The following is a 24,194-nucleotide window of genomic DNA, read 5'->3' as shown; positions in this document are numbered from 1 at the left end:
CTCCTTTAGCTTTCCGCACCAATTTGCATCGCGTAAATGTCTGCATCCTTCAGCTCGAACTTCAATCGAACCGCCTTGCCAATAAATTGGGACAGATCCGAATTTCCCCGCCATGTCACCGTGTGCTCCAGCTCATCGCCATAGATAATATCGCAATCCTCCGTACTGAAATGGGAAATGGGCCAACCTGCGTCATCGATGAGGCCCACCTTAACTGAACCTGGTGCCGAAGTGGCGTAGTTGATGCTTAGCGTATTGCCTTCCACGACCAGTAGTTTGGTTGTAAATATACCGCCGGTATAATCTCCGTGAACGGAAGCAAACCGGTGACGTGGCACCGTCACTCTGCGGATTCGGGAATCATCCCATTGATAATGTTCATTAATGAACAGTGAAAACTCCTCGGGGGAAGTTTCCAATATGCCCCAGGCGGGTGCCGAGCTTCTTTGAGTCCAGTTGCGTGGATCGAGACCGGGACGGGTCCAAGCTTCACGAAACGGCCTCTTCCAGAACATTCCATCGCGGCTGGACATAAACGTGTTATCAGATATGCCCACCTTACTGTGTCCTGCGATTTTGAACCGCTCCGGCATAAATCTCATTGGAAAGGATAAATAAATATGTTCCGCCCCGGGGCATGGCACGGTGCTATTCGTATAAAAGTGCTCTAGCGGCCCACGATCATATCGGTTCGGTTGCGGCTCCGTCCAATGGATAAAGTCTTCCGAGGTGCTGTACTGAATCGCCCTTACTCCGACGAACACGGCTGAATCCTGTGGTGCTTCAATGTTCGGTTCTAGGGAGGATGCAAAATAACGGGAATAACAAATATAGCTGTTTCTTTCCGTATCCCAATAAGCAAGATTGTGAGAATCAAATGCTCCCTTCGTTAAGACGGGCCCCTCTTGCAGCTTTCTGAAGTGAAAGCCATCTTCGGACACAAAGGTAAACAACCCTCTGGGCGCGTAACCTGCTACTGCCTTGTATTTCTCACTGGTAGGAACACCCGGACGAGTATCGAGAAAGGGACTGAAATTGTGGGCAATTTGCCCGAGCATCACAATATTGTTACGGGTCGAGCCATTAAACTCGTGAATCCCTAGTTCCGGTCGTTCCCAATGAATCCCATCGCTACTTTCTGCATAACAGCAGGCCTGACCATGGGAATGATCAGAACTGTTGTCAAAGGTTCCTCGGTAGTACATCCGGTATTTATCGCCCTCCTTAAAAACCGTACAATAAATCCCGCTGCCGGAGCCTTCCCAGGGCTGATCCATCGTTAATACAATTTCCTTCTTTTCCGGAGGATTCAGCTTAAGATAAGCCTTTTCCATTCGATGGATTAGGGTATCGTCAACAAATAGTTCCACCCGATTACCAATTCTCAGCACTTCCCGTTTCGGATCGCTCATTTGGTTCTCTCCTTGTCATTCACTAAACGCCGGCACTTCGCACCGTTTCTTTTACAGCATCGTCGGAAGGGTATCGGCTAGATGACATGCAACATAATGATCCTTTGCGCCTGCGACCCGGCGAAGCGTTGGCGCCTCCGTCCGGCAAATGGCCTCACACTTTGAACACCTAGGATGAAATCGGCAGCCCTTTGGAGGATCGATTGGGCTTGGGACCTCCCCCTTCAGCACAATCCTTTCTTTGGGCCGGTCTAGTTCCGGCGTAGGGACTGCAGATAAGAGTGCCTCTGTATAGGGATGTTGTGGTGATGCGTACAAGCTGTCCGAAGCGGCAATTTCCACCACTTGCCCTAGGTACATTACCGCGATTCTATCGCTCATGTACTTCACCACACTGAGATCATGTGCAATGAAAATATAGGTTAAATTCAATTGTCGCTGTAAATCCTTCATCAGATTCAGAACCTGTGCCTGAATCGACACATCGAGCGCTGAAACTGGCTCATCGCAAACCATTAGCTCGGGCTGTATGCACAGCGCCCGGGCTATGCAAATGCGCTGCCGCTGCCCGCCGGAAAATTCGTGCGGATACCGGTACATATAATCCGACCGTAAATTGACCGATTCCAGCACCTGGGCGATGATCTCCTTACGCTGCGATTTACTGCCCATGCCATGAATACGGAGCGGCTCGTCAAAGGAAGCATAAATGGTTTTGACCGGATTTAACGAGGAATACGGGTCTTGGAATACAATTTGAATTCTTTTGCGAACTTCAAAGCTTTCGTGTCGCGTTAATGTTAAAATATCGCGCAGTTGCGCGCTGCCGTTACTGCTTTCACTCCGGCCATAGTTGTACAGCATTTCGCCGGAGGTGGGCATATGCAGCCTGACTAGACATTTGCCAAGCGTCGTTTTGCCACAACCGCTTTCACCAACTAGACCAAGCGTCTCCCCCCTGCGGACATACACACTGACACCGTCAACCGCTTTGACCTGACCGACCTCTTTTTTGAAGAGGCCCTTATAAACCGGATAATATTTTTTGATATCCTTAATTTCAAGCAGCACCTCTGGCGTATTTAGACTTGCCGTCATGCGATTCCTCCTCTGCAGTTCCAGCATCTCACACGGTGGCCGTCAGGCAATATCGACTCACTCGGAACTGTTCTGCAGCGATCCGCTGCATAGTCGCAGCGGGGTGCAAATTCACAGCCTTCTAGCTTTTCGGATGGATCCGGTGTGCTTCCCCGGATGGTTTGAAGCCTTGCATTCGGGTCAATGCCAAGCACCGGTACGGATCGGAGTAACGCTTGCGTATATGGATGCTGTGGTGAACCCAGCACCTGGCGCACGGAGCCAAACTCTACAATCCGTCCCATATACATCACAGCGACATCATCCGCCATATCGGCGACGATGCCCATATTATGTGTAATTAGAATAATGGACGTGCCGTATTGGGCCTGCACATCCTTCATCAATTCCAGAATTTGCGCCTGGATCGTGACATCGAGTGCGGTGGTAGGCTCATCGGCGATCAACAGTCTAGGCTTGCATACCATGGCCATGGCGATCATGACACGCTGCTTCATCCCCCCGCTAAATTGATGCGGGTAATCCTTCATCCGGGCTGAGACCTTCGGAATACCGAGTAACGTCAGCATCTCAACGGCTTTCTCCATCGCTTCCTTACGTGAAATTGGTTCATGCTGCTGCAAATTTTCACAAATTTGATCCCCTATCGTATACACCGGGTTAAGAGAGGCCATAGGGTCTTGGAAAATCATGCCGATCTCCTTGCCACGTATGGAACGAATCGCTGTTCCATTGCGCTTAAGCTGGCTGAGCACGACTTCCTGCTGGTCCTTATAGTAAGTGATGCTTCCTTCTGTTATTTTCCCTAGCCTGGGCAGCAGCTGTAAAATCGAGTGTGCCGTCACGCTTTTGCCGCAGCCGCTTTCACCAACGATCCCCAGTGTCCTACCTTTTCTGACGTTAAACGAGACGCCGTTCACGGCTCGCACCACTCTTCTGCCCAAGTCAAACTGCGTTTGCAAATTATCAACCTTCAGAATCAAATCATCGACGGTGGACAAGCCTCATCTCTCCCCTCGGGATTGCATTTTTATTGGTTAGGGTCCAACACATCCCGAAGCCCGTCTCCAAAAAAATTGACACCTAGAACGAACAGGGAGATAGCAAAGCCGGGAGGTAACCATAGCCATGGATTGTTACGGATGACATCGACCGCCTTGGCCGCATTAATAATATTTCCCCATGTCGGAATCCCCGATGGGACGCCCAGCCCGAGAAAGCTAAGGCCCGATTCCGCAAGAATGTAGCCTGCAGTGGATAGTGTCACGGTCACAATCACAGGGCTTAATGTATTGGGTAAAATATGCCTGAACATGATGGACATCTCCCCGATTCCAAAGGCACGACAGGAGTCCACAAAGCTTTCTTCCCGTAGAGATAGAACTCTTCCCCTCACAAGCCGGTACGTTCCTGTCCATCCGGTTACCGCAAAAATAAAGATAAGATTAAACAAGCCCTGGCCAATGTAGACCACCAAGATTAAGATCAGAATCAGTTGCGGGAATGTCATAAACAACTCGGAAATACGCAGCAGCAGCTTGTCGAGCCAACCGCCCAAATAACCGCTGAAGCAGCCGAGCACTGTACCGATCACTGCCCCGCCCAGAGCTCCGCTCAAACCGATGAAAATCGAGATTCTCGCCCCGTATAGAATGCGAGTGAGCACATCCCGTCCGATTTTATCCGTTCCGAGTAAGTGCTCAGAAGATGGCGGCATCAGACGATTGCCAAGATCGATCTCATCAGGTTGAAAGGGGGTCAAGACCGGGGCCAAAATGGCGCACAGCAGCATCAGTAGTATGATCGAAAATCCGATCATAGCCAGTTTGTTACGTCTAAGCTTCTCCCAATTTCTTAATGCCAGGCTGGATTTTGCTGCTGTCGCTTCCATAGATAGGCTCCCCCTTCTCCGGCTAATTTGCTGGACCATACCACAACTGCTTATTCAAAACGCACTCTCGGATCTAGCAATGCGGTTAGCAGATCGACAAGAAAGCTGGCAAATAGAACCATACAAGCTGTCATCATCGTCGTAATCATCACGACGGGGTAATCTTTCGCCGACACTGCGTTTAGGATCATTCCACCCATGCCCGGCCACCCGAATACACTCTCGATGATGACGGTACCTCCGATTAATAACGGGAGCCGAAAGCAGAGCAGCAGAACTACGGGCATCAGTGCATTGCGGAAGGCATGTTTCAAGTTGACCTTCCATTCGGGAAGTCCCTTGCTGCGCGCCGTCTTGATGTAATCCTTCCCCAACACATCAAGCATGGTGCCCCGCGTATACCGCATCAATGCGGCGGTCAGGGCAAAGCCAAGCACAAGTGAAGGCATCAGTAAATGCCGAAGCCGATCGATGATGCCTGAGTCCGCGTACTCGTACTGCCCTCCGATCGGGAGCCAGCCGAGCTTGATCGCAAAGATTTGAATTGCACAGATGCCGATGAAAAACTCTGGGATCGAGATGCCGATAATGCCGATGACCGTGTTGGCGTAGTCCGTAGACGAGTTTTGTCTAATAGAGGATAAGAGACCCAGAAGAATGCCGAGTACTGAAGATATAATCAATGCGGCAGCCGCCAGCGCTAAGGTCGCAGGCAGACGATTGGAAATCATTTTGGCAATATTGGATCCGTCCACCAAACTGTAGCCGAGCTTACCTTGCACAAGATCCGTAAACCAATGAAAAAACTGGATGTATACCGGAGCGTCAAGTCCCATGGCTTTCTTGTAGGCCGCCAAATCGAAATTCGCTGAACTGAGTACCTCGGGCGGGATCATGTAGGTTAGCGGATCGCCGGGAGTTAGCTGCAAGCCTATGAAGATGAGGACGAGTACGAGAAACAACATCGGAAAGATTGATAAGAATCGGAACGTGAAGTAGTTTAACAACGCAACCCTCTCCTCAACGAGTAAAATAGAATCGGTAAGGCGCCGGCGAATGTTGGGGCTGACGCCTTACCGTTTAAGGTTGAGCTGGCGCTATTTCACTTTAAGCTCCCAATTTTGCTGCTGCCGGTCATAGTTGGTCCATTCATTGCCGAAAATGCCGGCTGTTTTCAACCGGGATTCATTCACTAGCACATACTGCTTCAGCGAGAAGAGCGGCATATGCCATAAAAATTGGCTTTCCATGTCCTGCAGCTTACCTACGGCTTCTTTGCGCTTCTGGGGATCGGTAGCTCTTCTAAGGTCGTCAATGAGCGGATCCCATTTATCTTTGGCTCCGCCGAAGACCTGCATGCCAAGCGGGCTATCCGTATGGAAAAGTCCGTACGCTTCCTCAAGAGCCATAGCGGAAAGTCCGGCATACAGAAAGTCATAATCGCGCTTCGTATAAATGAGCTCCAGCAGGTTGCCCTTCATAAGCGAGGTTTCTACCTTGACACCGGCCTGCTCCCAATAATATTTGATCGTATCGATCAGATCGACGGTTTGCTGATCCGTGTAATAATATTGCAGCTTGACCGGCTGGTTGAAATCAAAGCCCGCGTCCTTCAGCAGCTTTTTCGCTTTTTCCAAATCGTACGGGTACGTCACCGCATTTTTGTTGTACTCCGGCAATTTCGTTGGAATTTTCGTTTCGAGCAGCTCCGCCTGCCCCTTAAACAGCTTCGTGGCCAATGCCTTCCGGTCGATCGCATAAAGCAGTGCCTGACGGATTCGCAAATCCGCAATTTTTTTGTTCGGCTTGCCGTCCGCTCCCATCATGTTGGCCTGCAGGTAACGATCAAAGAAAATATCGACAGGATACGCTTTGTATGCCGGATTTTTAAGCGCTTCATTGACTTGGTCCAGGCTCATGACGGAAATATAATCCAATTGGTTGGCTTGCGTTTTCGTCACGATTTTATCCTCGGTCATCGTTTGCAGTTTAATTTTTTCTATTTTTGGTTTCGAGCCGTAGAAGTCTTTAAAAATTTCCATGATCGCATAATTGTTCGGTACTACCTCGGTCAGTCTATACGGTCCGTTGCCTATCGGCTTCTCCCAGAACGAAGACAAATGGATTTTCGCCGGATCCTCTTTCTCTAGCAAATGCTTCGGGTAAGGCGGCCATTGCGCCATCGTCAACAGGAACACCCCTACCGGCTCGGTCAGCTTGATCGTGACCTTATTGCCATCGACGGTAACCCCGCTTAAATTATTTGCCTTTCCCGTCTTCCAGTCATCGGCGCCTACGATTTTGCTAAAGGCACCGGAGAAGATGGCGTTGATTGAAGTGGACTTAATAGCGGTCGCCAAGCTCCATCGGACATCCTCTGCGGTAAAGCTTACGCCGTCATGCCACTTAACATCGTCGCGAAGCGTGAAGGTATAGGTGAGTGCATCAGGAGAAACGGTGTAATCCTTGGCCAGGTCCTTTTCCACCGGCTCGCCTTTTTCATTGAGCATCAGCAAACGGCGGAATAGGTTGGTTTTCATAAAGCCGCCGTAATCCGCCCAGGAGGCACCAAATTTGTCATCCGGCCCCCAGTTCGTCAGCAGCAGCTTTTCGCCTGTCGCTTCAGGCATCGGTTGGGTTGAATTTTTCGGCGCGGAATCCGCCGGCGTGGCACCAGGCGTTTCCTTTTTGGCGGAGCCTGGAGCGGGTGTATTCGTACTCGTACTGGTGCATGCGACTAAAAATCCCGCAAACATCATGACTGACAGCAGTGCGATCCATACTCTTTTCATGGCTAACCCCCTAATCTTAATGGCTTGCTCTCGAATCATTCGACACCATCCAAGCTTCTGCTATCGTATCTATACGAAGGGCTGAAATGAAATATGTTCGTTTGGGGCCAAAAATAAAACCATAGTTTTAAAATTGGAGGTTCGGATCTGCAGCTGGCGTCAATACATGGCCCAGTTTTAACGAAACGGCTGCAGCAGCGGCGGCCACATGCCGGGACAACTCTGGAATTTTATCCGCCGTATATCTGTGCATAGGGCCGGAGATGCTGATCGCGCCGTACACCTGTCCGAACATTCCGAAGATAGGACTAGCAACACAGCGAGCTCCTTCGACAATCTCTTGGTCATCGATCGCATAGCCTTCACTACGCACCTTCTCCAGCTCCTGGCGGAAACGTACCTTCGAAGTGATTGTCTGCGGTGTGAATGGGGGCAGACCGAATTGGTCCATCAGCTGTTCCAGCTGTTGCTCCGAAAGATAGGCCGTAATGGCTTTGCCCATCGCTGTTGCGTGAAATGGTGATTTTGATCCAACGGAATCCGTCATCCGTAAAGCATGGATACTCTCGATGATTTCCAGATACATAATTTCTCCATCCAGAAGTACCCCCAGGTTGACCGTATCGCCGAATAGATCTGAGAGCTTTTTCATCTCAGGAAAGGCAGCAGTTCGGATATTGTTGCGCTCCAATAAATGCTTGGTCACCAGGAGCAGCTTGTAACCAAGGCAGTACTTACCGTCCTCGTCGCTGCGGGCGATCACTCCCCGGTTCTCCAAGGTCAGGAGGATACGGTAGGTTGAGGACTTAGGCTGGTTTAGAAGTTCTGTCAGCTCTATCAGGCTAAGTGATCCCCGCTCGGCAAGCAGTTCGACTAAATCCAGCGCTTTATCGATGGATTGGATGGTATACCGTTCTTGTTTTTCTTCGGTTTCCTTCATGATTATCTCTCCTTCCGTGAGATCTGGGGTAAAGCCTCGCTTTCTTCTTCCTCCGCCGTCTTGATCTTCCATACTAAGGTAATTCCAATAAGCTGAATGATCAGCATAACAAGTCCAAATACGGCCGGCTGGCGCTCGACGAGTACCCCAAGGAACGGAATGCTTACTGTAGCCGGAACCGCAGCCAATGTAAAAAACGTAAAGCGCCCTTTAAACGTGAGTTCATCGGAGCGGTCGAACAAATGATTCAGGAAATACACATAAGCCATGGGCATTATGTTTGTAGCAATTAGTATGAGAATGAAATAATCGACTGGTAAAAAGAGTGAGGTTAAAGGCGATGCTAAACCCACCATCCCGATCGCGATCAGAATCGACTTATTACCGTATCGATTGGCGAGTTGGCCGCAAAGATAATAGCATGCCGCCTTTATGAACGTTCGGACAAAAATGCCGGAAGCCAAAATCTCGTTCATCCGCACAGCATTCTCACGGTAGCCAAGCCCAATGAATAATCCGGTGGCCGACCAGTTGAAGGCATAAAGGATGACTGCCGCCATAAAGAGCTGAAGCGATTTGTTTTGCCTAAGTTCTGTGAATTGTTCGCCATACAACGTGCTAAAGCGAAGCGGTGCCGCAGTTCCCCGGTTAACCTCTACTCGTTCTAGTCGCAGCGTCGTTAAGGCATTAAGGCCACAGAACAGGACGGCTACTCCAAAAATCCAGCGGTAATGAAGGAATGGATTCGAAGCAGGAAGGCTTAATAGCCATGCAATCCCTAAGCTCATGAACATGGAGGCAAGTTGGCCAATCGCCAAGCAGTTGCTCATGACCACAATTCGTGATCGTTTGTCTACAAACAGATTCAAGAGTTCATACAAGGGCAAAGATACACTACCGGTAAAAAAGTAATATAAAAATACGGTGAGCAGCGTAATGCCGATCACGACCTGAGGCGAAGCTGCAAGCAGGCATACCACTAACCCGGTCAGGCTAACCAGACTGCAAACGCTAAAAGTAAGAAACATATGCCTGTAGAAGCGGAATCGACTAAGCAAATACGCCGAGAACACGGCACTGAGCACAGCGCCCAGATTAACCAGAGAATCGACACTGCCTGCCTGAAAAGCGTACCCTCCCAAAAGCATTATTAAAGAGGCTGAGATGCTAGAATCGAGCAACATGGTCAGAACAACCCCGTAAAGAGAAATGAGCAAATACGTTATAACAAAATGACGATTTACCATTTTCACAGCTATAACCTCGCTCACCGGGGTGTATTAGTTTGGCTAAAAAATTATGAGTTTGGGATAAATGTATCTATGGCTCCCCTAATTTTCTCATGCAATAAGGCTACCATCGGTTGTTGGGACTCCGTGATTTCCTCCATCGGGGCGCGAACCGACCCGCAGTCCACTCCGCGCAAGCGAAGCAGTTCTTTGAGCGCTGAATGAATTGGCAGACCTAGCAGTCCGGAAATAATGTCATTGATTGCCGTTTGTAGCTTCTGTGCCTCATTTAACCGGCCGGCCGCATACAACTGCTCCATCCTGACAAACAGTTCGGGCATTACTCCGTAGGTTCCACCAATTCCGGCATCTGCCCCCATAATCCGACCGGCTAAATATTGTTCGTCTGGACCGTTGAACAGTAGAAAATCATCGCCTCCTACCGCTTTAAAACGTTCCAACTCGTAGGTGCTTCCAGAAGATATTTTGACACCGATCACTTTGGGATCTTCAATCATTTCCCTTAGTAGTCCGCTCGTTAAGCTAAATCCCGTCGTGGAGGGAATGTGGTAAATAATGAAAGGAAGATCTGAGCTCATGAGGATAGCCTGCCAATGCTTACGCACAGCTTTTTCACTGTACCGGTAATAAAACGGCGGCACTGCGGATACTGCATCGGCACCTACCCGCTCTGCATGAACGGCCAACTCAACGCTGTCCCTCGTGTTGATCGCTCCGATGTGAGCCATCACTGTGATCTCACCGCGACTCTCCTGAATCACAGCTTCAAGTACCTGCTTTCGTTCATCCACGGTTTGAAGAAGCCCCTCGCCTGTGCTGCCACCTACATAAACACCGTTCACTTTGCGCTCAATTAAAAATCGGATGAGTCGTCTTACAGCCGCCGTACTAATATTGCCTTCTGTGTCATAGCAAGAGCTGATCGCCACATGAATTCCCTTAAATTGGTTCAAATTGCTCCTCGTCATCGCCCGCTCCTCCTCCTCATTGCTTAAGTCAAAGCTGCCAATAAATAGACCGGCTCCTGCTTCCGGATCACCGGTGTCCCAAGTAGCATAACGACGATGCCAGCCGTCTCGGCTTTAACCTGCTGCAGCTCGGTTCCATCCAGATGATATATCGTTCCGATTCGATCGCCTTGCCGAACCTCGTCAAGCAGGGAAACCTCGGGAATGAAGAAGCCGTCCGTCTCCGAAAGCATGGAATGATCAAAGTTGCCATCGCTATAGATCGTCCGGCTAATCACCGGCGCATCATCACCGGTACCGACTTCCGGATTGTCGCACATGCCCAAATGCTTCAGTAAACGCAGCGTGCCCTCATAAAAAAATGTCCGATCCTCAGGTCTAATCCTTCTGCCGCCAAAGGCTTCTGTATATAGCCATGGAATGCCCAGCGATTGGGCGGAGGAGATAGACCTGCCCGGAGCAATTTCCGCATGTGCCCACAACAACTTCGCACCAAAAGCCTCTGCCGCTTCCCGGCAGCTTCTTCCGAAAGCCGTGGACGGATTATGATAATATCCCGTCAGCGTTGCTACGGCATATTGGGTGCCTCCGCTGTGAAGATCCAGCAGAAAGTCCGCTTTTGAGATAAAGCGGTGATGAAGCTCATAAGCCAGCCGCTCGGTGACCGTCCCTGTGGCATTGCCTGGAAATGCTCTTGCCAGGTTCACCCCATCCTCCGGGCTCATACGCGTTCCCCCCCGATAAGAATAGGGGTTCGCCGCAGTGATCATAAGCAGATTGCCCTTGAGCTTATGCGGAGCTAGTTGATGAAAAAGCCGGATTATCAACTCAATCCCCTCGTATTCGTCACCATGCACGCCTGCAAGCAGCAACAGTGAAGGTCCTTCCTCTGCTCCGGCGATTTCTAGCACCGGGAGCCATGCCGCTTCTGTAGCTTCGGATGCCGTATCGTCACCAAGAGACAGCCTGATGCTACGCTTGCTGTTTCTTATGCTCCGATCCCATACGAACTCTGTGATTGGAGTAATTCCCATACTATCGCTCATTGGTACAAGCCCCCTTTCTATACAATACTCACCGGAGGAAGCCCTTGCTCAAACCGACGCTGAGCCGCCAGCAACGATGCTTTAGCATCGATAAGAACCGCTGGTCCATGACCCGGATACAGGCGGTTGATCTCCAGCTTGGCAAGGCGTTCAATCGATTTCTGATACTGCTCCAGAGAAAAGTCAGGCGTAGAGAGCACAGCCAGTTGCCCTCCTTCGAAGACGACGTCTCCTGAGAACAAGCTCTTCGAGACGGGTTCATAGAAAGCGATTAAATCCGCGCTATGTCCAGGCACCTGAATAACCTGAAGCCTGAAGGTCTCATCACCAATACAATCACCTTCTTCTATAACCAGATCAATAGGGCAAGGCGCATAACGGTACCCCACTGGGTATACCCCATCTTTTCTCGCTTGATCAAGTGAGCTTCGTTCTTCATCACCGGCCTCCACAATGGAAGCAGTCAAGACGGAAGCAAGTACTCTGACTCCAAGTCTTGCTCTCAGTCCACTCGCTCCTCCCGCATGATCCGCATGAGCATGTGTAAGTACAAGTGTATGAATCCTATCGATAGGCAAACCGTCCGCGCGAAGATTTCGCACTAAAGCGTCCTCTCCCATTCCGGAACCAGCATCAATGAGAATTACACCGGTGTTTTGTACCACCGCATAGACATTACAATCATAGGGACTGCTGACGTCGTAGCCCAAGCTTCCCCCGCCAACGACATACACATTATCCTGCAGCCTCACGACTCTGTCTCCTCCATTGTCGAGAGTTTGACCGGTCGGCCCAGAGCTGCGGAGCGCTCAATAGCCCAGGCTATTCTAACAGCCTGAAGCGCATCCTCAGGCTGCAAGATGGTGGAACGTGTACCAGTTACAACACAGTCTACAAAATGAGCTAGTTCATCAAAGAGCGCTCCGCTTAAACGGCCGTGCGTTTCATGTAGGCCAGTTAAGGAAGGTACCTCCGACTTTACCCCACCGTTATATAGGACGGATGCATCCGGATCTTGAATATGGATGCATCCCTGCTCTGCTGTAATTTCCATGCGAATATCTTGAAAGGAGAGCGCGCCTTCAGGCAGCAGCCAGTTGCATTCCAATATCCCAATACCTCCCCGCCCAAAGCGAAGAATTGCTCCATTCAAGTCGGGAGCCATGGATCCATCCGGGAAGGAGTTCACAGCGTATACCTCGGCTACTTCATCTTCCATATACCAGCGCATCAAGTCGATATCGTGGATACCCAATATAAAAACAGGGGAAACCCGGTTATACAGGGGGAAATAAGCCTTCCCGTTATTTCGCTTCGCATAAATCGAACGGATCATTCCCATGGCCCCGCTGCTAACTTGTTCCTTTACCGCGATATACCGATGATCAAAACGCAATACATGACCCGTCATCAGCAGCCGACCGCAATCGATCGACTCCTGTACAAGCCGATATGCGGCTTCCGGTGTATTAGCCAACGGCTTCTCGACGAACACATGGGCCCCTGCTCGTAATGCATCACGCACAGGCTCCTCGTGTAAATGCTCCGGCGTCAATATATCCACAGCATCCAAGTGTTCGACAGTCAGCATCTCTTCCCAGTTGATGTAACAACGCGCTTTCGGGAACCACTGCTTAAAGCGATCATGCCGCTGAAGATTAGAATCACATATAGCGGTAACCTCCACTTGAGGGAGACGGGAATAAATACGGGCATGCAGCTCCGCGAATCGTCCCAGCCCGATCATGCCCAATCGGATTCGTTCCATAGGCACTTTTCCTCATCCTTTCATTAGATATCGAGTTCCGAAACGTCCAAGCAGGGGACTGTCCGATACCGAGTCATTTCAGATAAGCGTCCGCTATCCTTAAAGCCGGAGCCGCTAAGAATACAAACGATTCGTTCACCGGATAATTCCGATCCATCACGATGCGCTTGGATTAGACCAGCTACGGAAGCTGCCGCCGCAGTCTCACAAAAGATCCCCTCCTGCTCGGCAAGCATCTCTTGCGCTTCCCAGATCAATGCATCCGACACAGTGAGGGCGGATCCGTCTCCGCTCTTCATGATCTTCAGCGCCAATCGGCCATCGGGCGGATTCGGTACCTGCAAACCGGAAATCGATGTTGTGGACGGGCCATAGAGCGGTGTCTCCGATCCATTAAGATACGCTCTTGCCATATTGGAGCAGCCCTCCGGTTGAACGGCCACTAGATGTGGCGTGGCACTTACCCAACCGTCACTTTGCAATTCGTGGAACCCTTTCCATATGCCGCAATACAATCCACCTCCGCCAGCCGGTGAGTAAATGCGCGAAGGAACTCCCTGCAATTGATCGAATAGCTCATAGGCGATCGTTTTCACACCTTCCATTGCAAACGGATTGTAGCGGTACGCGGTTATCATCACCTCCCAATTCCTCTTGGCAGCTGCAGCAAATATTCGCTCAAAGATAAGCTCGCCCACTGCCGGGTCGGTTCCGAAACCCTTGATTTTCCGCACATCCGCATGGTGCAGCAGCACTTGTGCTAGCTTGGCTTCCGCCATATGTTCCAGCACATAGAGATGATAGGGAATTTCTGCTCTCCTGGCATAAGCCGCCACGGCAGCTCCGGCATTGCCCGAAGTGGTACCGATACAGGATGTTCGTCCGGCTGCCTGAGCCCAGGACACACCCATCGCAGCAATTCGGTCTTTGTATGATCCGGTCGGATTGCCCCCCTCATATTTGAAGTACAGCTCACCGATCTCTAGTGTTTTTCCTAGTTTTACACTAGGTATTAAAGGTGTACTCCCTTCCCCCAGATAAATCCGATGATGCTTCGATACCGGAGGAAGATAGCGGTGATATTTCCAAATGCCATTCTGCTCCCTATCCTGCAAGGAGCTGTCTACCTTATTACGAAAAACCGGCAAAATAATGCCGGAGCACGCCACGCATGCATACGCAGTCGGATCTTGATGCTCCAGACCGCACTCGATGCAGACGGTATGTAGCATTTGATCAACTCCATTCTCTAAGATACTGATCAAGGATCAACGTGTTGAACTTTCATTCGTTTCATGTACGATCCGTCCAGACAACATGACCTTCTTCACGTTAACTTCCTCATCCACAATCACCAGGTTGGCCAACTTCCCCTTCTCAATACTGCCAATACGATGATCCAATTGAATCACTTTAGCCGGATTTAAGGATGCCATGCGAAACACCTCCACCCATCCGACAGATGCATGTCGCATCATATTTCGAACAGCTTCATCCATTGTCAGACGGCTGCCTGCTAACTGTCCCAGATGGTTCCAATTTACATCTGAAACATCTCCGTTATCTTCACCGGCTGACGGCATTGCATCGGTAATTATTATGACGCGATCCGCGCCCTTGGTTTTGTATATTAATTTCAGCATTAAAGGTCTGACATGAATTCCTTCGCGATCCGGAATCACCTCGGCAAAAATATCGTCGTGAACAAGCACCGCTTCATCGACGCCTACTTCACGCGTTCCGCCATACCGCGAGGGTGACGGGGTCGTACCGGAAGCATTCGTGCAATGGCAGCCGATGCGTAGCCCAAAGGGTACATACCGGAAAATTTGCTCTGCTGTCGCCTCTGAATGGCCTACGGAAAAGGAAATGTTGTATCGTGCGCCCTCTGCAATAAACGCTTCTTGACCATCCAACTCGGGGGCTAGCGTCCATACCTTGATCCGCTCCCCGGCCAGCTGAAAAATTTCATGATACTCCTCGGGATTGACCGGGCGAATCGGCGACGTCACCGCGCCATATTTTTTGTTGATATACGGACCCTCCATATGGATACCCGCAATAACCTCCACATAAGGCAACTGGGAATCCATCGTCTCCATAATAGTCCGAATCCCCCTCCTTACCTGCTCCCGACTTTCATTATATGTAAAGGTAGGAAGAATGGCGGTTGTTCCGTGCTTCAAATGCGCGAGTGCAAACTCATGGGGTTGCTCCCATGACCAAACTCCTCCACCCCCATGGCAATGAATGTCTACAAAGCCTGGTGCGATATAGGCGCCTCCCGCATCGATGATCTCCGCTTCCCCCGGCACCTCTATCCTGCTTGCTTCGCCGTAATCGCTGATCAAGCCGTTCTCAATCAGTACAACGCCATCCTGAATCAGCCCGTTGGCAGTTATAATCGTGCCATGGTTAATGGCGATCAGCGAAATCCCTTTCATGGACTTCACGCTCCCCGTATAGGTGGCTAAATGAATGAAGTGAAACCGATGTTTCACTTGCGGAACACTTCATGTATATTTCAGTTTTAGAAATATATGAAAAATGATTAGATGGCTTGACCACTGCCCTGATGTAGTGCCCCGTATATATTCCCATAATTACAGAATAGGCACCCGATCAACTGGCCGGGTGCTCAGTACATCTAATTTTTAGCACAACGCTATTGAGGACAACTGTTCTAATTAAATGCCAAATATAATATGTTACGATATGTATCTAGATGTGAGGTGGAAGGAGGAGCTATCGTATGGATAACTCCGTGGGCAGTCTGACACGGGCCTCCTGATGATTCTAGGAGGCATATTCATACTAGGGAACTACGTTATTTTGAAGGACTGAACCATTTAGGAGGATGCTGAATGAAGCTGAAAAAATTATTTCATGTATTTGTGGTTATTCTGATGTTTTCCATGGTTTTTGCTCAAACTTCCATGGCAAAAGCTGATGACAGCAAAAAGGCAAATGGCAAACGGTCACTTGTTGCACTTGGAGATTCGATCAGCTTTGGCTACAATTTGGAAGTCACTAACAACGCCCCGTCTCAATCTGCCTTCCCTGCAGTGATTGCTTCGGAGGAAAAGCTGCGCCAAGTAAACCTGTCGGTAGTAGGTCTTACGAGTACGAATTTGCTTCCCCTTTTAAAAACCGAATCTTATCGTAGTGCTCTTCTTGAAGCTAATGTCATTACGCTGGACATTGGCAGTAACGATTTCCTTCAAGGTGCAAAGCCAATTATCGATAAACTCGTAACCACTCCAGGCTACCAACCTACTCAAGCAGATATGCTCCTTATTGGTGCAATTACACAGCAGTTTGGAGTTAATTTATCACTTATCATTCAAGAAATACGCACCCTTACGGATGCTCCGATCGTTTTGTATACGCTCTATAATCCTTTTTATGGTTTGGACGCTGTAGCTGGCGCAATGCTTGTTAATGCTAATCAACTAATTAGTAGCTACGATCCCGACCCTTCCATTGTAGTTTCGGATTCATTTTCGGTTTTTGCTGGACATCAGAATACACTGATTTTGCCAGGTGATGTTCACCCAAATAGCACAGGTCAACTTTTGCTTGCAAAAATCGGCGAACAAGCTATTGAAACGTTGCCGAAAAAATCACTTCATTGATAGCAAAAAGTCAGACTGGGTTATCAAGACCAAAATTAAAAAATCAATAAAAACAAAGGGTTTTACAAATAAGAGGTTATCCCTCAGTCATTTTATGACTTATGGGACATTGTTTTTCTCACGTAGGTTATTCCAAATGGGCGCCGAATAACTTTAATTATGCGCACCCGCACCCCTTTACTAATCAGTTGCTGCGCCTGTGCCACGTTGATTTTTACGAGTACCGCGCCATCGTTCTTAATAATTTGCGGCTGGCGACAATGTGTTGATTTGATTAGCTCCGTTTATTAACACGCTCTCGTGACACAAAGATGCCCCTTGATGATGATTTCAAGGAGCATCTTTGTTCGGGGTTCGATTAACTACTAAATTACATTTCCGGTTTTGCCTCCGGCTTGGCAGCAAAATTCACCCCAGGTTTTGTGGTTTTCGCCGCCTCCGGCTTCGCTTCCGGCTTTGCACTAACCGTTGCGGGAACGGCTATTGATGCAAGCAATGTAGCTCCAAACATCCATCTCACGGCTTTGTTCACTTTGATCATCAGTGTAACCTCCTCCAACATTTAAATTTGCTTCCTGTATTTATCATACAACATGGAAACTCCATTTTTCTTGAGACATGACTGGGAGTAGTTTGGGAAGACGTTGGGAAGTGATTCCGGAATCAATCACACAAACATAGAAAATACCTCTCATTTCGCTTGATACGATCTGGAGAGGTGTTTGATTTTTGATTTAGCATCAATGAAAAGTTCGTCAATTTCGTGTCTGAGCGTATGCTCAAGTACAGGATGTGCAATCAAAGTGCCGACACCGCGCCGACAACGGATGGTCGTTGACGACAAAAATACTCAGCTTCTTCAAGAAGCCTCTCCCCCCCTCACGCGTCTGTGGCCGTTCAATACGGCAGTCCTCCGCCCAACTCGGCAGCCCGCTCGCGCATCGAGGTCTGGCCGAGCCCGCCCCGTTGCACGGCGTCGGAGATCCGACATCAATCCTGGGGAGGGCTTAGGAGAAAATAAACAAAAAGGCTTACGCGGCTGTTGCCCGGCGCAATTCACGCTCCGAGGCATCGACCCCATCCGATCTGACGTTGACTCAGAAAAGGGTGGTCAAACACTTCCTCTTAAAGATACGGTTGAACACGGTTCAGGTAATAATTAAATACAAAAAGGCTGAGGGAGTCCCTGAGCCCATATTGTATATTCATTCATTGAATTTTGCTTGATTCCTGGTCAAACCAATACTCTTGAAAATTCCCAAGTCCGTACTCTTTGAGTAATATTTCTTGTTTCTTCTGTAAGTTTTCATAGCAAAATTCCAAGTATTCATCGAACTGGCTATCTGTCATTGACATTAAATACACCATGCTTTCATATCTGGTTTGTTATAAAATAGTTCGCCTAATGATTGCAAACTCCTTTTATATATCAGGGTTATTACACTACCGGGCCAGTTAGTTCAGCGACATGTACCGAAACTAATAGTAGCGATGGGTCGGTTCCATCGCCACGCTATCTGTACCCTTTAGTTTAACAACCCTTTTACTACGCTACTTTTCCCTTTGATGAATTGTTGGAGTTGGTTAATAAAGTCATCAAGTTGGTTCAACTCAGTAATTACGCACGAGTGTGAGCGCATTTTATCAGGTGGGCTATCTTTATTATCAAGTATAAATTCAATCCCGACATGCCCTTGTTTATCATATAAGTACCATCTTGTATGTACATAATGGGTTGAATTTTTTTTATCCTTGCCAGATCTCCAAACATACTCATTTTCTGACAATGATGAAATTAATAATAACCCCCGTCTTAGTTCATCTAACTCAGTATTATCTGTATAGAATTTTATATCCGAAACGCAAAAGCATGAACGAACTTCAAGATTTATTTCAAAAAAATGTTCATCTTCCCAAATCTTTATTATTGTGACCCCTGTATTTGGCAACGAAAGTCTGCCCTCCTTTCATTTAGATCTCTGCCCTTTAGCTCAGCAGCTTGTACCGAAACTAAAAGAAGCGATGGGTCGTTTGCATCGCCACGCTATCGTACCCTTAGCTTAGTGATTTGAACCGTAGTAATCCTTACATATCATTCCATAATAATAAACATTACAATAATTATTATTTATCCGAGCATAATTCCTAAGGGTTCCCTCTAGTATAAATCCCGATTTCTCCAATACTTTTTTTGATGATTCATTGCCATCTGCAACTAAAGCTTCAACCCGTTCCATCTTCATTTCTTCGAAGGAGAATTTAACCAAAGCCTTCGTTATCTCCGTTGCATAACCATGACCCCAGTAATCGGGAAGCAAATTGTAGCCCAATACACCTCTGTTACTATTCGATTTATAAGATAAAACTCCAGCTTCCCCAATATATTCATTCGTATGCTTTAAAAATAAAGCTTGAAAATCATATATACCACTTTTATAGTTCTCCATAGTTTTAACCAGATGGTTTCTAGTTTCTTCAATATCGTTTAATACTTTTTATCAGAGTACCGCCATACATTAGGATTTGATTTGAGAAGATGTAAGCTTTCCAAGTTGTTTTCAAGATAATTTCTTAAGACAAGGCGTTCTGTCTCTAACGATTTAATCAAATGTTCCACCACCTTTTAGGGTTTCGGTTTATTTCATACTAACACATTTACCAACTTAAGGAAGTATCTTGCCCGTTAAAAAAGGCCACCAGATTTATACCGCGGCGGCCTCATGATAGATGTAACTATCGTTCCCATTAGCGCAATCCCCTTCGGCCTTTACCGTGTGCGAGAGTGGACTCACTATTATGGGTATTGAAAAACCACCCCTTGTACTACAAAGAGGAGCTGCTATGTCGCTTGCTCCTCTCTTTGCACGTTGGTCGTAAAACATTAATCTGTCCCTGAACCGTCACTTCCTCCATCAGAGTCAGAGTCATTCGCATCATTTAGTTCAATATCATTTTCCTGTTTAACTTCCTGCTTCTTTAGCGTCTCAACCTACTATAGATATGAATATTTCCTAAAATCGAATTTCTCTTTCGGCTATCAGTCCATGTACTTCAGTTTAATGCTTCAGCTAAAGGAGGATAAGATCTCAAAAATCAACGTGTATGGGGACTGGATCGCTTGTCGATACCGTCATCGGAATGGCGTATTCTTTTGGGATAACCCTTGGATTTGTAATCGCGGGTAAGGATAAAGTGGGGACTCGTACATGGGGAAGTTTTATTTACTCCGAACTTGAAGAAGCAGCCTTATCAAAAGAACCCCATAACTACGTTATTGCAAGCCTTCGGAACGTGGATACCATTATTTCGAACATCCAAAATGCATATAAAAATCAAAATGGAAATATACCAGTAATCTATTATCCTAAGGTTGCTGACAAATAAGTTTGCTTGCGAAAAATTTTCTTGCCCTAGGTGCGTCAGGTTAGTGAATGTACCCGGCGCACCTGCCTCCTTTACACTATCGGATACCTCGCTATAAATTAAATGCTTGTTGAACAAACCTTCTGGAATCCGCCGCTTCTTTCGCGAAATCATTCCAAACGCATTCGATGGATATACGGCCGTCATAGTTAGCCCGCTTTATGCAATCCACAAAGCTTGGATACGGATACTCGCCTTTCCCTGGCGGAGTGTAATTATCCGAAGTATGAATATGTCGAATATAGTCCTTATATTTCACAATGTTTTCCAAGGGGTCGCTTTCCTCAACCATATGAAAAAAATCAGCTAAAACACAAATCGATTTACGATTTACCTTTCGGGCCATCTCTACAGCCTCAGGGATCACGTTCATTGTATTCGATGCTTTTTTATACAAAGGTTCAATAACAATGGTAATGTCGAGCGGATCGGCATAATCCGCTATCATGTGAAGAAACTGAACAATTTGTTCATTCCCTTTTTCACGAGAAAACCCGTCTGGCAATCTTCTTGCTCCGCCGCTTCCGAAAACAATCGTTTCACCGCCAATTCGCTTTACCCGTTCCAGCGCCTTCTCCAAATATCGCTTCACCCGGTCATAATCTACTGCTTCACCGACAATTTTTAATTCGCCAGGCAAAAGGATGTTAAAGGCCTCGACGGGCAATGGGCTCTCAAGGAATCGAGTCATCGTATCCCGAAATGCATAATCGCTTTCTTCCGGTTTTAAGGACCTTACTGTGCACTCCAAGTAATCGTAACCGGCTTCAAAAGCGATATCGGCTTGCTCAATGTCTACACAAGCTCCGAGCTTCATCCAAACACTTCCTTTTATTATGTAGTCTAAAAGCATGTTCGTTCTTTGTAGCCAATCAGCACTCCGCATCCGTCATCTATTCAAAAAATTTAATGTGAATTCTTCTTTGGACATTAATACGGATGAAACCGGAGCGGCCATGTCTTGATTTGGTTTGCACTTCATTTAGAAACTCCCCAAACTCGAGCACCATCGGCAGCTTCGCTGTAGGATACTGTTCCAAAAGTACCGCATAAATCAAGAAATACCCCATTCATATCAAATATCTCTCTATCTTCTTCTAAATAATTAAGGACTTGTTTCCTTAAAGTGGTGTCAGGTTTTGCATCCTTTACCTCGGTCAATTCATTAAATACAAAATTCCATAAAAAACGCACTGAACCCGCTGTCGGATAGAGGTAGAACTGTTTTTGGAACTTTACGATATTGCTGGAAGGCGGTAACATCTCTCGAAGTTGGGGAGTAAACAGCCACGTATGGCATACCATACCTTTATACTTGACCTCAGGAAAGTAGGTAGCATAAAATTTCTTAGCTTTAGTATATGTGTCTTTTATAGATTCCATATCAAAAGCTGTATCTCTTGGGATGTGGATCTCAAGCAAAGTATCATCCTTGTCCAGTACTTTTTTCCATTCGTCCCTTTTAAGTTTTATTGGTTTGTTTAAGCCTTTACCAATGGGAGTTATTGGATTTCCAATGAAATAATCTTCCGTTTCCTCATATTCCGTCACAAAGCCATCGGTTGTTTTCTCTTTTTTACATACTCCTTGCATATCACCATTTGCTCTTAACTCCATCCCTTCGCTGCTTAAGAGCAAAAAGATATCTTCCTTCTCATTGTAAAAGCCTTTTACGACCCCGGAAAATTTCGTTGCCATAAATTGCATTCCACCCAGGCGAAACATTCTGGCTTCAAGATGCCTCCAGATCCAGCTGAAATTTCTAATGGCATAATAGCCCACTAAATTATATGCATTTTGAACCCATACACCGATATCCCTTAGGGTTTCTACAAATAACTCTTCACTCAGTCCCCTTTCGGAATACTTCTGCTCAGTAAGAGGTAGTCTTTGCAGTGCTGCGTGCAGATAAAAAAGCGAAGCTTCCTTTCCGAAGACTTCTTCCACGTAAGAATGAATAGTCAATGGTTCCCAAACTGTTGTCCAATATCCGCTTTCTATATTACTCTTATAAAATTCCATATAAACGTCTAAAAGTTTTTGATCATTGTTTATTTTATTGGTGATGTCCACCAATAATTCGGTTGCCCCTTCAGGCATCAAAATTTTCCGGCAGTAATGCTGTGTTAAGTCTTCTGATAATAACAAAAGTTCCATTCATTTACTCCTCTCTTATTAACCAATTGCTGGCTAACCATACTCCATGCGAATTCACCTGTACAATGTTTAGAAAGGGCAGTCTTAGAACTAAAAAAACTATGGATCGGTTCCAATGCCGAGCCGTCAACCGAGGTAAACCCAGTTGACGGCTCTCAAATCGAGGCTATTTACCAAGCGGCGATAGCTCCATCCACTCTCGGATCGGTTGCTGCCGCAAGCACATCCGTGTGCAAATCCTTCAATATAACTTGTCCACGGCCAAAATTGAACGCATCCATTGCCCGTTGTACATGATGCCCCTTCCTCGCGATTGCTTGGGCGACATGATCGGGGAAGCCCGGCTCAAACTCTACCGTCTTATCCTTGACCCATCTCCATCTGGGCTTATCAAGAGCTGCCTGAGGGTTTAAATGAAAGTCGATCATGCTCGACACGACTTGAACATGAGCTTGAGGCTGCGTCATGCCTCCGGTAATGCCGAACGGACCGACAGGCTGGTTTCGATAGGTAATAAACCCGGGGATGATGGTATGGTACGTTCTCTTGCCCGGCTCCAGGCAATTATGATGGTCGGGATTAAGCGAGAAGCCGCTGCCGCGATTTTGCATGCAAATGCCCGTTCCCGGTATCACAATGCTCGATCCGAAATCTCCGGCATGACTTTGAATGAGCGACACCATATTGCCGTCTCCGTCGGCTGCAGCCAAATAGACAGTGCCACCTGGCTGCGGCTCCCCAGGCTCCGGCTGCAGCGCGACGTCGGAAATTAACGAACGTCTCAGCTGCGTATAGTTGTCGGACAGCAAATTTTCTACACTGCACTTCATTCGCTTCGGATCGGTGATGTACTTTAACCCGTCTGCAAAGGCCAGCTTTATCGCTTCAATTTGCTTATGGTACGTATCGGCCGAATGCATATCCGCCCATTCGTAATCCTTGAGCATATTCAACGCCATCAGGACGACCAGGCCCTGCCCGTTCGGCGGGAGCTCCCAAATGTCATAGCCTTTGTAGGTCACCTTGATCGGGTCTACCCATTCCGGCCGGAATTCGGCTAAATCCTCTTTGGTCAGGAAGCCTCCGAACTGTTTGATATAATCGTGGATTTTGTCGGCCAGCTCCCCCCGATAGAAGGCTTCGGCCTTCGTTTCAGCGATTGCTTGCATCGTTCTCGCATGATCGGCGGAGCTCCACATTTCCCCGCTTTGAGGGGGTCTGCCGTTAGGGGCATACGTTTGGAACCACGGCTCAAACTCTTTGCCCGTAAGCGATTCTTTATTGATGTCATACTTCAGCTTCCACGATTTTGCGATGTAAGGCGATATCGGGTAGCCTTGCTCTGCATATTCGATGGCCGGCTTCAGTACTTCGGTTAAAGGCAGCTTGCCGAACCTTTCCGACAACGCGACCCAGGCCGCAGGCGTACCGGGCACCGTGATCGGAAGCATCCCCGACCCCGGTATCCTGTCGTAGCCCATTTTCTTGACGGCTTCGATGGAAATGCTTCTTGGGGCAGGACCGCTGGAATTCAAGCCGTGCAGCTTCCCCTGCGTCCATACGATGGCGAAGGTGTCGCCGCCGAAGCTGTTCGAATGGGGCTCGACGACGATTAAGGCGGCGGCGGTCGCGATGGCCGCATCGATGGCGTTGCCTCCCTTCTTCAGAATATCGAGCCCGGCCTGAGCCGCAAGCGGCTGGGACGTGGCGACGATTCCTTTTCTTGCATACGTTACGACTCTCTGCGAGCCGAAAGGATGATATAACGGGTCATAGTTAAGCATGAAGTTCGGTTCCTCCTCTAATGGAATTGA

21 protein-coding genes are annotated in these 24,194 nt (G+C 47.9%); 1 reads left to right on the top strand and 20 read right to left on the bottom strand.

Features of this window, described 5'->3' with window-relative positions; genetic code table 11:
* Positions 1-5: 5 nt before the first annotated feature.
* The 14 genes from FPZ49_RS20690 to nagA all read right to left on the bottom strand — a co-directional run bounded on the left by FPZ49_RS20690 (position 6) and on the right by nagA (position 15,609).
* Complete coding sequence (locus tag FPZ49_RS20690) at positions 6-1,412, bottom strand: hypothetical protein (RefSeq protein WP_144850487.1); 1,407 nt, start codon at positions 1,410-1,412, stop codon at positions 6-8.
* Between the two features lie 51 nt (positions 1,413-1,463).
* A complete protein-coding gene (locus FPZ49_RS20685; RefSeq protein ID WP_144850485.1) occupies positions 1,464-2,510 on the bottom strand; it encodes an ABC transporter ATP-binding protein in 1,047 nt (348 codons plus the stop codon).
* The gene (locus FPZ49_RS20680; protein WP_144850483.1) at positions 2,507-3,511 is read right to left on the bottom strand and encodes an ABC transporter ATP-binding protein; all 1,005 of its coding nucleotides are present in this window, start codon (positions 3,509-3,511) and stop codon (positions 2,507-2,509) included. The genes FPZ49_RS20685 and FPZ49_RS20680 overlap by 4 nt, the downstream gene beginning before the upstream one ends.
* Positions 3,512-3,540: 29 nt before the next feature.
* Positions 3,541-4,401 carry an ABC transporter permease gene (locus FPZ49_RS20675; RefSeq protein ID WP_144850481.1) on the bottom strand — a complete coding sequence of 287 codons (861 nt, stop codon included), beginning with the start codon at positions 4,399-4,401 and terminating at the stop codon, positions 3,541-3,543.
* A 50-nt stretch (positions 4,402-4,451) separates the two neighbouring features.
* Entirely contained in the window at positions 4,452-5,408 is a 957-nt protein-coding gene (locus FPZ49_RS20670) for an ABC transporter permease (protein ID WP_261381513.1), read from the bottom strand.
* Positions 5,409-5,498: 90 nt separating this feature from the next.
* The gene (locus tag FPZ49_RS20665) at positions 5,499-7,193 is read right to left on the bottom strand and encodes an ABC transporter substrate-binding protein (protein ID WP_186445959.1); all 1,695 of its coding nucleotides are present in this window, start codon (positions 7,191-7,193) and stop codon (positions 5,499-5,501) included.
* 127 nt (positions 7,194-7,320) lie between these two features.
* Positions 7,321-8,133 (bottom strand): IclR family transcriptional regulator, encoded by an 813-nt coding sequence (locus FPZ49_RS20660; protein WP_186445958.1) that lies wholly within the window; start codon positions 8,131-8,133, stop codon positions 7,321-7,323.
* Positions 8,134-8,135: 2 nt separating this feature from the next.
* On the bottom strand, positions 8,136-9,380 hold the full coding sequence (locus FPZ49_RS20655) for an MFS transporter (RefSeq protein ID WP_391563846.1): 1,245 nt from the start codon (positions 9,378-9,380) through the stop codon (positions 8,136-8,138).
* Positions 9,381-9,430: 50 nt separating this feature from the next.
* Positions 9,431-10,351: a dihydrodipicolinate synthase family protein gene (locus FPZ49_RS20650; RefSeq protein ID WP_144850473.1), complete on the bottom strand. Its 921-nt coding sequence runs from the start codon at positions 10,349-10,351 to the stop codon at positions 9,431-9,433.
* Between the two features lie 23 nt (positions 10,352-10,374).
* A complete protein-coding gene (locus FPZ49_RS20645; protein WP_144850471.1) occupies positions 10,375-11,397 on the bottom strand; it encodes a succinylglutamate desuccinylase/aspartoacylase family protein in 1,023 nt (340 codons plus the stop codon).
* Positions 11,398-11,414: 17 nt separating this feature from the next.
* Positions 11,415-12,149, bottom strand: a complete 735-nt coding sequence (locus FPZ49_RS20640) for an MBL fold metallo-hydrolase (RefSeq protein WP_144850468.1) — start codon at positions 12,147-12,149, stop codon at positions 11,415-11,417.
* The gene (locus FPZ49_RS20635; RefSeq protein WP_144850466.1) at positions 12,146-13,165 is read right to left on the bottom strand and encodes a Gfo/Idh/MocA family protein; all 1,020 of its coding nucleotides are present in this window, start codon (positions 13,163-13,165) and stop codon (positions 12,146-12,148) included. Before FPZ49_RS20635 ends, FPZ49_RS20640 begins: the two co-directional genes overlap by 4 nt.
* A gap of 23 nt (positions 13,166-13,188) precedes the next feature.
* Positions 13,189-14,397 carry a pyridoxal-phosphate dependent enzyme gene (locus tag FPZ49_RS20630; protein WP_144850465.1) on the bottom strand — a complete coding sequence of 403 codons (1,209 nt, stop codon included), beginning with the start codon at positions 14,395-14,397 and terminating at the stop codon, positions 13,189-13,191.
* A 36-nt stretch (positions 14,398-14,433) separates the two neighbouring features.
* Complete coding sequence (gene nagA / locus FPZ49_RS20625) at positions 14,434-15,609, bottom strand: N-acetylglucosamine-6-phosphate deacetylase (RefSeq protein ID WP_144850463.1); 1,176 nt, start codon at positions 15,607-15,609, stop codon at positions 14,434-14,436.
* A gap of 420 nt (positions 15,610-16,029) precedes the next feature.
* Here nagA and FPZ49_RS20620 point away from each other — a divergent pair, with 420 nt between their 5' ends.
* Complete coding sequence (locus FPZ49_RS20620; protein WP_144850461.1) at positions 16,030-16,800, top strand: GDSL-type esterase/lipase family protein; 771 nt, start codon at positions 16,030-16,032, stop codon at positions 16,798-16,800.
* A 370-nt stretch (positions 16,801-17,170) separates the two neighbouring features.
* Here FPZ49_RS20620 and FPZ49_RS35895 read toward each other — a convergent pair whose 3' ends face one another.
* The 6 genes from FPZ49_RS35895 to FPZ49_RS20595 form a co-directional block, all read right to left on the bottom strand.
* Positions 17,171-17,341, bottom strand: coding sequence for a hypothetical protein (locus FPZ49_RS35895; RefSeq protein ID WP_186445956.1), 171 nt, complete (start codon positions 17,339-17,341; stop codon positions 17,171-17,173).
* 985 nt (positions 17,342-18,326) lie between these two features.
* The gene (locus FPZ49_RS20615; protein WP_144850459.1) at positions 18,327-18,749 is read right to left on the bottom strand and encodes a hypothetical protein; all 423 of its coding nucleotides are present in this window, start codon (positions 18,747-18,749) and stop codon (positions 18,327-18,329) included.
* A gap of 111 nt (positions 18,750-18,860) precedes the next feature.
* Positions 18,861-19,280 carry a GNAT family N-acetyltransferase gene (locus FPZ49_RS20610; RefSeq protein ID WP_261381518.1) on the bottom strand — a complete coding sequence of 140 codons (420 nt, stop codon included), beginning with the start codon at positions 19,278-19,280 and terminating at the stop codon, positions 18,861-18,863.
* A gap of 995 nt (positions 19,281-20,275) precedes the next feature.
* Complete coding sequence (locus FPZ49_RS20605; protein WP_144850455.1) at positions 20,276-21,040, bottom strand: sugar phosphate isomerase/epimerase family protein; 765 nt, start codon at positions 21,038-21,040, stop codon at positions 20,276-20,278.
* Positions 21,041-21,201: 161 nt separating this feature from the next.
* Positions 21,202-22,380, bottom strand: a complete 1,179-nt coding sequence (locus FPZ49_RS20600) for an acyltransferase domain-containing protein (protein ID WP_144850453.1) — start codon at positions 22,378-22,380, stop codon at positions 21,202-21,204.
* Between the two features lie 170 nt (positions 22,381-22,550).
* Positions 22,551-24,164 (bottom strand): gamma-glutamyltransferase family protein, encoded by a 1,614-nt coding sequence (locus FPZ49_RS20595; protein ID WP_144850451.1) that lies wholly within the window; start codon positions 24,162-24,164, stop codon positions 22,551-22,553.
* Positions 24,165-24,194 lie beyond the last annotated feature (30 nt).

The organism is Paenibacillus cremeus, assembly GCF_007786445.1.
GTDB lineage: Bacteria > Bacillota > Bacilli > Paenibacillales > NBRC-103111 > Paenibacillus_G > Paenibacillus_G cremeus.
Note: the sequence above shows the minus strand (reverse complement) of the source record. Positions and strands in the feature narration are given on the sequence as shown.

Bases quoted from the DNA above. Each gene is read 5' to 3' on its own strand.
- FPZ49_RS20690 (WP_144850487.1), bottom strand. From the start codon at position 1,412: ATGAGCGATCCGAAACGGGAAGTGCTGAGAATTGGTAATCGGGTGGAA.
- FPZ49_RS20685 (WP_144850485.1), bottom strand. From the start codon at position 2,510: ATGACGGCAAGTCTAAATACGCCAGAGGTGCTGCTTGAAATTAAGGAT.
- FPZ49_RS20675 (WP_144850481.1), bottom strand. From the start codon at position 4,401: ATGGAAGCGACAGCAGCAAAATCCAGCCTGGCATTAAGAAATTGGGAG.
- FPZ49_RS20665 (WP_186445959.1), bottom strand. From the start codon at position 7,193: ATGAAAAGAGTATGGATCGCACTGCTGTCAGTCATGATGTTTGCGGGA.
- FPZ49_RS20660 (WP_186445958.1), bottom strand. From the start codon at position 8,133: ATGAAGGAAACCGAAGAAAAACAAGAACGGTATACCATCCAATCCATC.
- FPZ49_RS20655 (WP_391563846.1), bottom strand. From the start codon at position 9,380: ATGGTAAATCGTCATTTTGTTATAACGTATTTGCTCATTTCTCTTTAC.
- FPZ49_RS20650 (WP_144850473.1), bottom strand. From the start codon at position 10,351: ATGACGAGGAGCAATTTGAACCAATTTAAGGGAATTCATGTGGCGATC.
- FPZ49_RS20645 (WP_144850471.1), bottom strand. From the start codon at position 11,397: ATGAGCGATAGTATGGGAATTACTCCAATCACAGAGTTCGTATGGGAT.
- FPZ49_RS20635 (WP_144850466.1), bottom strand. From the start codon at position 13,165: ATGGAACGAATCCGATTGGGCATGATCGGGCTGGGACGATTCGCGGAG.
- FPZ49_RS20630 (WP_144850465.1), bottom strand. From the start codon at position 14,397: ATGCTACATACCGTCTGCATCGAGTGCGGTCTGGAGCATCAAGATCCG.
- nagA (WP_144850463.1), bottom strand. From the start codon at position 15,609: ATGAAAGGGATTTCGCTGATCGCCATTAACCATGGCACGATTATAACT.
- FPZ49_RS20620 (WP_144850461.1), top strand. From the start codon at position 16,030: ATGAAGCTGAAAAAATTATTTCATGTATTTGTGGTTATTCTGATGTTT.
- FPZ49_RS35895 (WP_186445956.1), bottom strand. From the start codon at position 17,341: ATGATCAAAGTGAACAAAGCCGTGAGATGGATGTTTGGAGCTACATTG.
- FPZ49_RS20605 (WP_144850455.1), bottom strand. From the start codon at position 21,040: ATGAAGCTCGGAGCTTGTGTAGACATTGAGCAAGCCGATATCGCTTTT.
- FPZ49_RS20600 (WP_144850453.1), bottom strand. From the start codon at position 22,380: ATGGAACTTTTGTTATTATCAGAAGACTTAACACAGCATTACTGCCGG.
- FPZ49_RS20595 (WP_144850451.1), bottom strand. From the start codon at position 24,164: ATGCTTAACTATGACCCGTTATATCATCCTTTCGGCTCGCAGAGAGTC.